This is a genomic window from Pseudoalteromonas xiamenensis (assembly GCF_030994125.1).
Classification (GTDB): Bacteria; Pseudomonadota; Gammaproteobacteria; order Enterobacterales; family Alteromonadaceae; genus Pseudoalteromonas; species Pseudoalteromonas xiamenensis_B.
The window spans coordinates 2,578,559-2,592,643 of sequence record NZ_CP099917.1; the positions used below are offsets into that span (position 1 = coordinate 2,578,559).

General features: G+C 40.5%; 8 protein-coding genes. 3 read left to right on the forward strand and 5 right to left on the reverse strand.

The genetic code is table 11. The features are described from left to right. On the forward strand, positions 1 to 756 hold the full coding sequence (locus tag NI389_RS12015) for a class I SAM-dependent methyltransferase (RefSeq protein ID WP_308360119.1): 756 nt from the start codon (positions 1 to 3) through the stop codon (positions 754 to 756). A 330-nt stretch (positions 757 to 1,086) separates the two neighbouring features. Further along, positions 1,087 to 3,009 (forward strand): methyl-accepting chemotaxis protein, encoded by a 1,923-nt coding sequence (locus NI389_RS12020; RefSeq protein WP_308360120.1) that lies wholly within the window; start codon positions 1,087 to 1,089, stop codon positions 3,007 to 3,009. A 141-nt stretch (positions 3,010 to 3,150) separates the two neighbouring features. Here NI389_RS12020 and NI389_RS12025 read toward each other — a convergent pair whose 3' ends face one another. Further along, positions 3,151 to 5,232, reverse strand: coding sequence for a S8 family peptidase (locus NI389_RS12025; RefSeq protein ID WP_308360121.1), 2,082 nt, complete (start codon positions 5,230 to 5,232; stop codon positions 3,151 to 3,153). A 365-nt stretch (positions 5,233 to 5,597) separates the two neighbouring features. Between NI389_RS12025 and NI389_RS12030 the strand changes: the two genes are divergently transcribed. Beyond that, positions 5,598 to 6,779 carry an NAD(P)/FAD-dependent oxidoreductase gene (locus tag NI389_RS12030; RefSeq protein ID WP_308360122.1) on the forward strand — a complete coding sequence of 394 codons (1,182 nt, stop codon included), beginning with the start codon at positions 5,598 to 5,600 and terminating at the stop codon, positions 6,777 to 6,779. Between the two features lie 154 nt (positions 6,780 to 6,933). Here the strand turns inward: NI389_RS12030 and NI389_RS12035 are convergent, their stop codons facing one another. The 4 genes from NI389_RS12035 to NI389_RS12050 are packed head-to-tail and all read right to left on the reverse strand — an operon-like array spanning position 6,934 to position 13,937. After that, on the reverse strand, positions 6,934 to 8,574 hold the full coding sequence (locus NI389_RS12035; RefSeq protein ID WP_308360123.1) for a type I restriction-modification system subunit M: 1,641 nt from the start codon (positions 8,572 to 8,574) through the stop codon (positions 6,934 to 6,936). 11 nt (positions 8,575 to 8,585) lie between these two features. Beyond that, complete coding sequence (locus NI389_RS12040) at positions 8,586 to 9,656, reverse strand: AAA family ATPase (RefSeq protein ID WP_308360124.1); 1,071 nt, start codon at positions 9,654 to 9,656, stop codon at positions 8,586 to 8,588. After that, positions 9,653 to 10,858 carry a restriction endonuclease subunit S gene (locus NI389_RS12045; protein ID WP_308360125.1) on the reverse strand — a complete coding sequence of 402 codons (1,206 nt, stop codon included), beginning with the start codon at positions 10,856 to 10,858 and terminating at the stop codon, positions 9,653 to 9,655. The genes NI389_RS12040 and NI389_RS12045 overlap by 4 nt, the downstream gene beginning before the upstream one ends. Beyond that, a complete protein-coding gene (locus tag NI389_RS12050) occupies positions 10,851 to 13,937 on the reverse strand; it encodes a type I restriction endonuclease subunit R (RefSeq protein ID WP_308360126.1) in 3,087 nt (1,028 codons plus the stop codon). Before NI389_RS12050 ends, NI389_RS12045 begins: the two co-directional genes overlap by 8 nt. Positions 13,938 to 14,085: the final 148 nt, after the last annotated feature.

Below are 14,085 nucleotides of genomic sequence, written 5' to 3' on the forward strand. Positions count from 1 at the left end.
TTGGTTATCCACACCCCTTTTTCAGAAAATAGACCCTACTTAGATGAACTTGAATCGGCATTCGAATTGCAAGCTTGGTCTGATAGTCATGAAAGATATCGACTTGTTTATGATGAAAAAGGGTTACAACTATTTAAAAGTGATGAACCCAAGCTTGGTGCTGTCTACGTTGATTTTGTCACAGGAGCCGCCGCTCATCGGCGTAAATACGGTGGAGGAAAGGGGCAGGCTATTGCGAAAGCGGTTGGTTTAAATAAAGGTGCAACACCAAAAGTATTAGATGCAACCGCAGGACTAGGTCGCGATGCATTTGTATTGGCAGCGCTTGGTTGTGAAGTGATGCTCCATGAGCGTCATCCGGTTGTTGCTGCGTTACTGTTCGACGGATTGCAGCGCGCTTACTCGGATGCGGAAATTGGTCAATGGATGCAAACACACATGAAAATGGCATTTGGTACGAGTCATCAGTTATTAATAGAGAGCGCTTTTCAACCTGATGTCGTTTATCTTGATCCGATGTTCCCTCATAGAGAAAAATCAGCGTTAGTGAAAAAAGAGATGCGCGTATTTCAAACGCTCGTTGGCGGAGATGATGATGCCGATGCGTTACTGCCTTTTGCAATGTCACTTGCATCAAAACGTGTTGTGGTAAAACGCCCAGATTATGCCCCCTTCCTGAATGAGCAAAAGCCCAGTATGCAGATTGAGACGAAGAAAAATCGATTTGACGTTTATGTTAAAGCCGCAATGCGTTAATTCGTCAGTGTGGTGTACTCATACTTTTTATTCATACGTTTGTAGTGGGGCAGAGTAAATCTAATAAGGAAAACGTACGATTTACTGTTTTGCCGCTTAACGTTAGATCTTTTTTAATTCCTTGATTTTATTGTCTTTACTCTTTCATTTCGATTCTGTTTTTGCTTTTTTTAAGTCCCTTTGATGCAAGCTGTGTGTGATTGCCTATACTGTTCAGGTTGAAGGGACTAAGAAAAAAGTCTGCTTTTACGTCTAGACGTACAAATACATTAAACTGTCATAAAAGTTTAATAGTCTACCACCTGCAAATGACCAAGGGGGTTTTGACGTATGCGAGTGTCTTCTTTTACTAGATTACTGGCAATATTACTCACAGCAGCAAGTATCATGCTAGCAGCTACGTTGTTCTGGGCGAGCCAAGTACTCAGTACACTCGACAAACAAAATACCACTTATTCTGCATTGAAGAATAAAGTATTAGTTGATTTGTCGGGTACGATTGAAGATTATTTAAGTGCTGGAGACAGCCAGTATTTGTCTAAAGCCTCTGAAATTATTCAACAAATTCAAAAAGAATCACTGCCAAATTTACCTAGCGATTTATCAAGCAAATTGGGTACCCAATTGACAGCGCTTGGCGCCGATATTCAAGGTAAATATCGAGCAATTGGGAAGCTCTCGGGCAATGAACTTGCGTTGCTTGATAATGCGCTCAGACAGATGACGGGCTCAGCATCATCAATGGTCAATTACGCATTAGAAGCAAAAGACCATCCGCTTGCGCCAACATACCTAAAGGCGAGCAAAGACTACTTTATCGAAGTAACAAACCTATCAATTTACACGTATACCCAAGTGATGAACGCCAGTGAAACGGCGAAACAAAATTTACATCATAGCGTTGAAGAGTTGTTGTCAATCGCGGCCAAAATAGAGCAATTAGATAATTTGGGTGTGATGGAAGCACTGGATGAAGATGAAGCTTTCTTTGGTGCAGAAGCTGAAGATAAAGCGCTGAATATTAAATCGGAGTTGGTGAGTTGGCCTAAGCGATTTGAACGAGATTTAGCTAACACGCTTGAGCAAACGGAGCAGCGCCGTATTGGTATTGAATCATTAAGAGCCGATATAAAACGAATTTCCAATACCATCCTCAGCGCCGAGCAGGCATTAAAACAAGAACAAAATGATTTAAAACTAAACGTACTTTGGTTCTTTAGCACGGCGATTGGGTTGTTAGTTATGTTGGCTGCAGGCGTTTATTTTGTACAACGTAATCAGGTGCTTAATCCGCTTCGCCAATTAAGGAGCGGTTTTGCTTATCTGCTTGAAAGTAATGAATTGAAGCGTATTGAAAACCTCAATGCAAAAACAGAAGTTGGTGAAATTGCTAATTATTTCAATCGCTTACTAGAGCGCCAGCAAGCAGAAAATGAAGCTCGACAAGAAATGCTGTCGGTAGTGAATGATTTCATGCAAGAGATGAGCGTTAATTTGACCGACATCAGCAAGCAATCTGAGCATACGTCAAGACAAGTTGAGCAAACCCAAGGTATGTTGGAAGACATCAAAGAACTGGGCGGACAAGTCGATGACATCAATAATGAAGTGTTTGAAAATGCACGCTCAACGTTGCAAACGATGAGTCAAAGTGTTGGATTTGCTGAAGACATGCTAAAAGCGAGCTCGAACACGCAAGGTCGAGTCGAATCAGGCCTTAGCAGTTTGAATGAGTTGCTGGTGGGCGTTTCTGATGTTGGCAAAGTCATTGAAATGATCCGAACCATTGCAGAGCAAACAAACTTACTTGCATTGAATGCTGCAATCGAATCGGCGAGGGCGGGTGAGCATGGGCGCGGTTTTGCGGTCGTTGCAGACGAAGTGAGAAAATTGGCGCAACAAACGCAGAATTCACTGGCGGATATTAACCAACAATTGCAAATCCTCAGTGAGAACTCTAGTAAAGTCTCGAATGAAATCTCAGCTTTGGCGTCAGACGCCGAAATGCAAACCGCTCATGCAAAAGAGCTTAGGTCGAATTCCTCTGCGGTCGCGGAGCGAGCACAACAGGCGAATAGAGTAGCCGATAGTGCTAAAGGTTTGGCGGATCAACAAAATAGCTTACTCAGTTCATTCAGCGAATCGATGCTTAACATGAAACGTCAGGTTGATAGCTCGAATGCCCAAGTGACGGATATCCAAGCACGACTTCACCAACAGATGGAAAAAATACGAGTCAGTTTGGGGCTGTAAAGTTCGGCGAGCATAAAGAAAAAAGGTCAGCACATGCTGACCTTTGTTTCACTGGGGGTGTAGTGTTCATCTACGTTAATTAACATTCTGTTTGTGAATGCTGGGCAGTTCTCAACAGTAATTAAGTAGATTGAACATCACTTAAGGAACATATTTCACGTTAAGTGTTACACCAGAGAAAGTCTTATAAGCATTTAAACCGATGTAATAAGTACCAGCACTAGGGCTTGTGATATTACAGGTTTCAGCATTGCCGTTTTCATATGGACGACAGTCAAAGCTAGATGTTGTTGGTTGAGCACCAAATTTTACGTACATATCCGCATCACCAGAACCACCCGAAGTCGTTACAGTGAGTGAACTCATGCCAGCAGGCACATCTACGGTGTAGTATTTCCACGTACCAGATGAAGCTGAAATGTCAGTTACCGTGCTTTCTCCACCCGTTGGTGTAGTTGTGGTGCCACCGGTTGTTTGAGCAAGTAAACTTACGCCATTGTATGCCGCATAGCCGTTCAACATAACATGGTATGTACCAGATGTTGGGTTATTGATTGTACATACTTCGTTGTTGCCTGTTTCGTATGGACGGCAATCAAATACTGACGTAGTAGGCTCTGTTCCTGCACGCACGTACATATCTGCATCACCCGTGCCACCGCTCATCGTAAAGGTTACTTTTGACGCACCAGAAACGACGTTGTAAGTGTATTTAGTTTGGCTGCCTTTAGAACCAGATAGGTTAGTCGCTGCCACGCCATCTTGAAGCTCATTCGTGATTGGACCACCAATGGCTTTAAGTACTGCAGCATTTGCATCAACAATACCCGTACCACAGTTGTTGCATGTCGCTGGGAAAGAGCGCGTTGTTGTTTTCAAGATGCTTTCAATTTCATCTGGCGTTGCAGATGGCTTAGCTTGTTTGATAAGCGCAGCGACACCCGCAACGTGTGGTGCCGCCATAGAAGTACCTTGCATGTAATGGTATGTATCCGTTGACGGGCTTGATGAACCGCCATTGTGTGTTGATAAGATACCTTGTGGATCATTAGCAAAGCTTTGCGCGCCACCTGGAGCTGCTACGTCAATAGATGTGCCGTAGTTAGAGTAGTATGCACGACCACCGTTGCGGCCTACTGACGCAACGTTCACAACGCCACTACAGTTACCAGGGTTGTAATTGTTCGCGTTGTCGTTGTCGTTACCCGCGGCGATAACAATAACTGTGCCGTTTGCACGAGCAGTGTTAATTGCAGATTGTGTTGCAGAACTACATGCACCACTGCCACCAAGACTCATGTTGATTACGCTTGCTGGGTTTGCGTTAGATGGTACACCTGACACTGAACCACCTGAAGCCCAAACAATACCGTCAGCGATATCTGACGTTAAACCACCACACTTACCAAGTACACGTACTGGTACTACTTTCGCGTCATAAGCTACACCCGCAACACCTTCGTTGTTGTTTGTAACGGCTGCAATTGTGCCAGCTACGTGTGTTCCGTGCCAACTTGAATCTTGAGCATCATGGACATCGCCACATTCGTTTTTAGCGATAGCATCACCCGGATCTTTTGCATCGCTATCACGACCGCCGCCATCGTTCGCAACGAAGGTGTCCGAGATCATGTCGTAGCCCGGTAGAATGTTTGCGTTTAAGTCCGCATGAGGACGGTAACCTGTATCAAGAACCGCAACAACGACGCCCGCACCGGTTGATTTATCCCACGCAGAAGGCAGATTCAAACCACCCGTTGCTTCATGGTAATGCCATTGGTCGCTGTAACGTGGATCGTTTGGCGTAGCGAAAGGCTTAAGCATTTGGTCAATTTCAATGTACTCAACGTTACCTGTAGCAACCATTTCATCCATAAACGCTTGCGCTTCTTCTGGACTTAATTTTTTACCCGCTTGTACCACGTGGTGATTTTGTAACGCCATTGAGCGTACATATTTCGCTTTAGCATGTGCTTTTGAGCTTGCGAAACCGTCGATGAATTGCTTTGCACGCGCATTCATGTCAGCCGCATTTTGCGTTGAGAAATCACCCGCTTTTGCTGATTTGTACTTAATGATGAATTGAGTACCGCGAGTTGGTTGAGCGGCCACTTTTGCTGCAATGTCGTTCACTGTCATTGTTGCCGCAATCGCTGGCGCTTGGAATGTTGCTGCAATAGCAAGGCTGAGTGCGCCAAGCTTAAGTTGTTTTGCTGTTATCATAATTTTCCCTAGATTGTTGTTTTGTACTTCTATCAGGGTCAAACCCTGCGAGAAGGTAAACAAAGTAAATTCAGTGTTAAATTTAACCAAGGAAAGATTAGTTATTAGTCATATGTAAATGAGTATAAGAAGACTTCTAAATGTCTAAATTTACAGGTTTTTTTAGAGTTAATGAAAAAGGACGGGTTAGCTTATCTCATAATTATTAAAATAATGTTAAATCAATCCATGATGGAATATAAAATTCGATAGGTTATGTTTTGTTCAGTTTGTGAATGGATGTAAACAAAACAGGCGATAAGGAAATACTTTAGACTCTGTTATACTACGCTAGTATTAAAAGTAACTAGATGTAGGTCAATAAATTGAATTTTGATGTTGTGGTTCTTGGCGCAGGCGCTGCAGGATTAATGTGTGCAGCGCAAGCTGGCTATCGTGGAAGACAAGTAGCGGTAGTAGATATGGGTAAGAAAGCAGGACGTAAAATACTCATCAGTGGAGGTGGTCGTTGCAACTTCACCAATGAAAATGCCACTCCAGCCAACTACTTATGCCAAAATCCTCACTTCGTTAAAAGTTGCCTAAGTCGCTACACTCAGCATGATTTTATTGAGCTGGTGGACCGACACGGACTTGCCTACCATCATAAAACCTTGGGTCAGTTGTTTTGTGACAACAGCGCGCAAGACATCGTGGATATTTTACTGACTGAATGTGAGTGGGCAGGCGTTGAATTGCTTTTGAGACGAGAAGTGCTGTCGGTGAGCAAAACAGACGAAGGTTACACACTTAAAACGTCTGAAGGGGAGATAGGTTGCGCTTCTCTTGTGATTGCGGCTGGTGGTCTAACAATGCCAAAGCTTGGAGCAACACCCATTGGCTATCAAGTCGCTCAACAGTTTGGTTTAACAGTACACCCTACAACAGCCGCTTTGGTCCCTCTCACACTTCATGACCATGATAAGCAACGGTTTGAAGGATTGTCGGGGGTGAGTATTGACAGTCTCGTTAGCAGTGAATCGGGCGTGTCTTTCCGTGAAAATATTTTATTTACGCACAGAGGCTTATCGGGTCCGGCCATTTTACAAATTTCCAGTTTTTGGCAAGCTGGACAGGCTGTCACCATCAATCTACTGCCTGATAATTCCATTGAAGCGTTGATAGCGGCATGGAGAGCTCAAAGCCCACAAAAGTCATTCAAAAATGCACTTGCGACGTTATTACCAAAGCGATTCGTGGAAATTCTTACAGAGCAACAGGAAATCCCCGACAAAGCACTTAATCAACTCAATCATGCGGAGTTGGCGCAAATTGCCCAAACGATTCATCAGTGGCAAATTAAACCAAATGGCACAGAAGGCTATCGCACCGCTGAGGTAACGCTTGGAGGTGTCGATGTCGATGAGCTTTCTAGCAAAACCTTTGAAGCCAAAAAAGCACCAGGACTTTATTTTATTGGTGAAGTCACTGACGTAACCGGTTGGTTAGGCGGGTATAATTTCCAATATGCGTGGAGCAGTGGTTGGTGCTGTGGACAGTATTGTTAATGATTTGAGTTAATTAAAACGAAGACAATTGAAATCACACAGAAGACAATCTCCGAGTAAACCATGTACTAAAAAGGCTTAATTTATTGAAAGTTAAGCCTTAAATATTGTCATCATTTTATTGTTAATGAAAATTAATATATAAAATCTATAGTTATCTGGGCAACAAAGGCAAACCAAGTTCTTTGAGGAAGCTATTATGTTTGTCTAAGGCTTCATTGATATCTTTTTCAATATCAACTAGCTTCTTATGCTCTGCTTGTAAATCCACCTTAGCTTCAGCTTTAGCCGTACTTACATATCTTGAGATATTCAAGTTGAAATCATTCTTCTCGATCTCTTCCGTTGAGACTCGGCGAGAATAGCGTTCTTCTTGATCTCTAAATCTATAGGTATCGACTATCTTTTGAATGTCTTCTGGGCGAAGCTTATTCTGGCGTTTACCCTTTTCGAAGTTCTCTTCATCACTAGCATTGATAAACAAAACATCATCGTACTTCTTGCATTTTTTTAGTACGAGAATACAAACAGGGATACCCGTTGAGAAAAACAGGTTAGAAGGTAAGCCGATAACAGTATCAATGTGCCCATCTTTTAATAGCTTGCTGCGTATACGTTGTTCCGCCCCACCTCTAAACAAGACACCATGAGGCAAAATAATAGCCATCGTGCCTTCATCACTTAAAAAGTGGAAACCATGCAATAGAAAAGCAAAATCAGCCGCAGATTTAGGAGCTATACCGTGATTTTTGAAACGGAAATCTTCTTTAAACTCAGCTCTGTCTGATTCCCATCGATAACTAAATGGTGGGTTAGCGACTACAGCATCGAACTTAAGTTTTTTAGCTGGGTTCTTTTCATTCAGCAACTCCCAATCATTTAATAGTGTATCCCCATGAAAAATATTAAATTCAGTATCTTTTACCCCATGGAGTAACATGTTCATACGAGCTAAGTTATAGGTGGTAATATTTTTTTCTTGTCCGTAAATCTTACCTATACTACCACCAGTCTTAACAATATTATTTCGTATGTTGAGTAGTAGCGAACCAGATCCACAAGTAAAGTCTAAAACCTTATTCAAACTTTTCTTTTTACCCGTTCTAGGCTCTTGACTATCTAGAGTTACTATTTCTGACAGAATTGTTGATACTGGCTGGGGAGTATAAAACTCTCCTGCTTTTTTACCGCCATTCGCAGCAAATTCTCCAATAAGGTATTCATACGCATTACCTAACGTATCAGTATCTATAGAGAACTGAGCAATACCATCGGAAACCTTTTGAATAATTGTGCATAGCTTTGCATTACGATCTGATGGTTTTTTCCCTAACTTTTCTGAGTTTAAGTTGATCTCGGAAAACAAGCCTTGAAAGCTACTATTAAAGCTTTCATTTTCAATGTACTTAAATCCTTCTTCTAACGTCTTGAGTAACTCATCATCTTGAACCCTTGCCATTTCAGCGATACTTGACCATAAATGCTCAGGCTTAATAATGTAATGCAACTTCCGGCGCATTTGCGATTCAAAAAACGAGATATCATCAGGGTTTTCGTCATACCACACTTCCAATGGGTTAGACATTTTTAAATCCCTGAGAACATCTTTAGGTAAGTCTAGGTAGTCTTTTCCTAACTCTTTCTTAGCTGCGGCTTCAAAGTTATCAGATAAGTAACGTAAAAATAGAAAAGAAAGCATGTAGTCACGGAAATCATCGGCATTCATTGCACCACGCAAAGTGTCCGCGATATCCCACAGAGTTTTACCTAACTTGTTTAATTGTTCTTGAGTCATAACTTTCCCGCCTAAAATTTGAAATGATACATTTCAATCAACTTACTGAATATCATTTTAAAATCAGACTGTTCAGTCTCATTCATCATTTCAGTCTGATAATAATATGGTGTTTTGTGTGAGTGTGTATTAACAAGCTCCATTAATGATTCAACACCTTCAAATCCTAACTTTCCGAGAACTCGCCCCGAACTACCACTTCCCTGAAATGACGAAATATTCTCCAAAAGCTGCCTAAGTAACGCAAAATGATAGGTATAAAGTTGCTCATTTATAGCTTCATTAAGAACTTGGAGTAAGTGTAAATGATAAAGAAAAACATTTCTTTTTGTTTCCTCCAACACTATATCACCACCTGAACGCTTTAATACTCGACATGTCGTCAAGTTTCTGTAACGCCCACTCTTTTCACCATTAAACAAACGATTAGCTAAAATAGAAAACAAGCCTATATGGTGAGTGGTTATTATTATTTTTTTCTTTTCATAGTGAGATTCTATTTGTTCAAAAATAGTGTCTGCCGTAATAAATATGTTATTTTCATCTAAACTAGATACAGGATCATCAATAAAAAGATGAGCATCCTGTTTATCAGCCCAGCCATCAACATCAAGCAACGCCAGATAAAAACACCATATAAAAATACTTTCTTCTCCTCTAGAAATTTTTATAGGGTTATTCTTATCTACATCATCTAAAGTATAGAAACTTATAGACTCAATGCCTTTTTCAATATCCTCGAACAAATTAAATTCAAACTTAAATCGAGCATTATATAACGCCAACTTACTCTCAATAACTTTAGGGTCATCAGAAATAAAACTATGAAACTGATTAAGGTTGCTTGGTAATAATGAGAGTTTAACATTAAACCCATCATTATCTTCATCATTATCCCAGTGAAATAAATCTTCACTATAGGCATTATAATAAACTCCAGCGTGTTGACCCTCATTATTTTCTTTGGTTACATTTTTATAAGCCACTGACAACTGAGTTTTACCAGTCCCATTAAAAGCATAAATAAGAACGATCGCTTCCTTCATATCGCTTATTTTATTTGCAACTTCCATTAAGTTCATTCACTAACTCTCTCTAAATAAGGAAATATACGTTGCACCAAGCCTTTTTTATGAGCTTTAAGAGCTTCTATCTTTTTATTTAGTGCGCTTATCAACTCATCAATAGAAGACAATATATCTGCTATTCTTTTTTGTTCTTTTTCTTCAGGAACCATCAGTACGACCTTGGAAAAAGTAGCTTTATTGATAATAGGCACAGCTTGCTTTCCTGCTAGCTCAGATATAGTTAGCGAATGGAAGCTTAGCAAATAATATAAAAAATCATCATCATATCCTGGAAAAGCAGTTATGGCATTTATTTGTTGGTTTGTAGCACAGTCGTATTTAACTTGAGCGGTCTTTCCTATTGTTGAACCAATACAAACAAAAAGAACACTACCACTTTGCACTACTCTTGATTTACGAATCCCCTCTGTTGTAAGTGTTGATTTTGTTGTTTCAATAAATCTATTTTCAGAAATATCTGCGGGTGAAACAAATAAGTGCTCACCACCATAGTATTCTCTATGCGAAGTACTTGGAGTACTCCCTGTGACTACCATCCCCATTTTAGCTATCGATGCAGGTTTCCAATCGCCCTCAAAATCACTAAACCTCAATTCAGGCACCCTTTTTCCCTCTTCTGGAAAGAGTTTCTGTATCAAGCCTTTTTTGTGTAATTTTAATGAATCTGATTTTTTCGTATTTGTTGTAATCAAGCCATCTATCGAGACAAGACAATCAGCTATTTTTTGCTGTTCTTTTTCTACTAGAGGGACATGTGTATCAACTCTATACAAATTATCTACAGATAGCCCCGGTTGAGCTTGTCCTGTCGCAAACCGATTTAAATTTAACCTACATAATTCGTAATAAAGCCATGAGTTATCAACTCCTTCCTTGGGTTCCACGACTACAGCATGCTCGGTCGCATGAAATTTTCCAGATACAAAATTAATGTTTCCGCACAGCGCACCTTGGCGACCTATAAGAGAATAGTTACCATTATGTGTAAATGATTCAGTGAAACCACGTAAACCGTTACCACCATAACAAGGATACAAACTATCGTCCTTTTCACTCTTGATATTGGCAGCTTTAACAAACTTTCCAGCTTGCAGATCACAGACTTCTTCCAATATCTTAGGCTTCCATCCATCTTGTTCTACAAATTCAGGGAACCTTAGTTCAGGTACTAAAGTTGGATACTCAATCTTACTCATAAGCTGCTAACCCGGATATTTCACGCCCTTGGGCTAGTTTATGTAGATAAGGAACCAAATCTTCCATTAATGCTAACTCTTTCTTCGTACGTTCTTTCCAGCCAAGATCTAGTGGCTCTAACAGATCCCCCAGCTTCTCGCCATCGAAAATCATTCGTCCCATAATTCCATCAACAAACGCCTGTAAACTTTCTGTAGCTAAACCGTGCTTTATAGCCATGTCATTGAGTTCATTGGTAGCCTTTTTCATTTTAAATGCTTGGTAGCCTGCATGAATTTGTGACACATCTAATGCCTCACCAGAAGGTAAACTATGAATATAAGCAATCAGCTCATCGCGCTCAGACATCAAATTCGCTTGCGAGCAGATTAAATCGATGAGTTGCTGACGAGTCATGCTTTGCTTACTTGTTCCCTGAGTCGATTTAGCAATTAATCCCATGATGTAGTCGTAATCGATTAAAGCGGATGCAAACAACACAAACTCAAACTCTAGCTGTTCGACTTCTTCAGGCAAGTCTCCCGTACCTTTATTCGTGTCTAGCTTCCGTTTTAAGTCTTTGGCTGTTTCTAAATACGCACCTTTAAAACCACGCAAGGTATCGATTGGTAATGTCTCTGCAACCTGAACTTTCTGTTCGTCATCGAGTTCTGTGTACTGCTCTAGTTGGTTCTTAAATTTTTGTACTTCTTTGAAGTGATTAATAAAAGAAGCTCTTTGCGCGTCACCTTGAAGGTTTGTCACTTCTGAAGGCTCACATGCTAAGCCTTGCTTTTGCATGAAAACTTCTAGCTTATCAACCGCTTCTTTATATTTTTCAACAACTACAGGCGCAGGATCTACCAACCAAACCTGTTCAGCACCTTCTTCTTTTTTACCAGAAAAAAGTTTAATCGCTTCATTAACTTCTTTTTCTTGACCTCGGAAATCTAAAATATTCCCCCAAGGCTTACTATCATTCAATACACGGTTAGTACGTGAAAATGCTTGTATAAGACCATGGTGTTTTAGGTTCTTATCCACGTATAGAGTGTTCAGGTATTTGGAATCAAAACCTGTCAATAACATATCAACGACGATGACGATATCGATCTTGTTTTTATGTGGATAATCAGCATTGTCGTATTGCTGATCTTTAATCCGCTGCTGAACGTCTTGGTAATAAAGGTCAAATTCATTGATAGTATGATTCGTTGAATATTGATGGTTGTAGCTATTAATAATATCGATTAAAGCTTGCTTCTTACGCTCAGGCTCTACTTCGTTATCGGCTTTTTCTTGTGGGAGATCTTCCTGTAATTGTTGGATATCTTTCACATTTCGAGCGAGTGTATTTAAATCTGAATCTTCTTTATCCTTATCACTTAGCTGTGCTGGCGGCGAAAACACACAAGCAATATTCAACGGAACATAGTCTTCAGACTCTGAGGCTTTAAGCTCTTGCTGGATCTTAAACTCTTCGAAGTATTCAATTGCATGATTGATAGAAGCCGTTGCTAGAATGGCATTGAATCGACGGTGATTCGTCACAGCATCATGCTTCTCTAGTATCTCTTGAACGACAGCCCGTGGTGGAGGTGTAACTCTTGTCACCGTGGCTTCAGCTTCATCATTGCTGGCGTCTGCTAGTTGCTTGCTCGCAGAATGTTTGCCAAAAAAGTCAATATGGAAGCTTAGAACGTTCTTATCTTCAATTGCATGAGTAATCGTATAGTGGTGTAGCTCTTGCTCAAAGATACTCTCAGTGGTTTTAAAGGAACCCACATTGCCATCGATTTGAGTATACGTTGAGTTTTTCTCGAATATAGGAGTACCTGTAAAGCCAAACAATTGTGCTTCAGGGAAAAACTCTTTAATCGCTTTATGGTTTTCACCAAACTGAGAGCGGTGACACTCATCAAAGATAAAAACAATACGCTTATCTCGTAATGGCTCTAATCGCTCTTTGAAGGTTTTCTTACCCTCTTTCAGTTTACTCTGGTTGCGCTTGCTGTTTTCATCTAGCGCTAAGCCGAGTTTCTGGATCGTTGTAACGATGACTTTATCAGCATAGTCCTCTGACAACATACGACGAACTAACGTTTCTGTATTGGTGTTCTCTTCCACACAGCCGTCTTGAAACTTATTAAATTCTTCTCGGGTTTGACGATCCAAGTCTTTTCTGTCGACGACAAACAAACACTTTTCAATATCAGGATTATCTTTAAGTAACGTTGACGCTTTAAACGACGTTAGTGTTTTTCCTGATCCTGTTGTATGCCAGATATAGCCATTTCCTCGCCCTTCATGGATACAATCAACAATAGCTTCCACCGCATAGATTTGATACGGACGCATAACCAGAAGCTTTTGTTCCGATTGAACCAGTACCATATAGCGACTGATCATCTGACCAAGAGTACACTTCGCTAAGAAGGCATCGGCAAAGTCATGTAAGTGCGAGATTTTACGGTTATTCTCATTAGCTAGTTGATAAACAGGTAAAAAGCGCTCATCAGCATTGAAGCTAAAATGCTCATTACGGTTGTTAGCAAAGTAATAAGTGTGGTGTTCATTGCTAACAATAAACATCTGAATGAAACACATCAGTGTATTGGTATAGCCATTGCCAATATCGTTTTTGTAATCAACGATTTGTTCCATAGCTCGACGAGTCACAATGTCGTAACTCTTCAGCTCAATCTGCACCGTAGGCACACCATTGATCAATAAAATCACATCGTAACGGTGATTGCTCTCATCCGTATTCATGCGCAATTGATTGATAACTTCAAACTCATTTTTACACCAGTCTTTGATATTCACTAAGGTGTAATGCAGCGGTGTGCCATCCTCACGCTGAAAGTAACCACGTTCACGTAGCGTTTGAGCAGCTTCAAATACATCAGCCGTAATGATGTCTTGATACAAACGCTCAAATTCATTGTCAGTAAGGTTGACGAAGTTTAAGGCCTCAAATTTTTTACGAAAGTTCTGCTTCAAGGCTCGATCTGTTCGGATATCATCACGGTATGAATACTTCAGATCGCCCAGCTTATCTATGAGCGCTTGTTCAATTTGTGCTTCTTTCGTTATCATTTTTTTGCTACCAAATACATAAATGAATAAATGCGTTATTACAACGACTTGTCTCGACGGTTTAGCATTGTACCCTAACCGCTCCTATCTATGAATCGAATGGGGTGAATATAATCTTTGTACCAGATAAGGTCTGGGGAAATTTATT

Coding starts and splice junctions, on each gene's coding strand:
- NI389_RS12020 (WP_308360120.1), top strand. CDS start 1,087: ATGCGAGTGTCTTCTTTTACTAGATTACTGGCAATATTACTCACAGCA.
- NI389_RS12025 (WP_308360121.1), bottom strand. CDS start 5,232: ATGATAACAGCAAAACAACTTAAGCTTGGCGCACTCAGCCTTGCTATT.
- NI389_RS12035 (WP_308360123.1), bottom strand. CDS start 8,574: ATGACTCAAGAACAATTAAACAAGTTAGGTAAAACTCTGTGGGATATC.
- NI389_RS12040 (WP_308360124.1), bottom strand. CDS start 9,656: ATGAACTTAATGGAAGTTGCAAATAAAATAAGCGATATGAAGGAAGCG.
- NI389_RS12045 (WP_308360125.1), bottom strand. CDS start 10,858: ATGAGTAAGATTGAGTATCCAACTTTAGTACCTGAACTAAGGTTCCCT.
- NI389_RS12050 (WP_308360126.1), bottom strand. CDS start 13,937: ATGATAACGAAAGAAGCACAAATTGAACAAGCGCTCATAGATAAGCTG.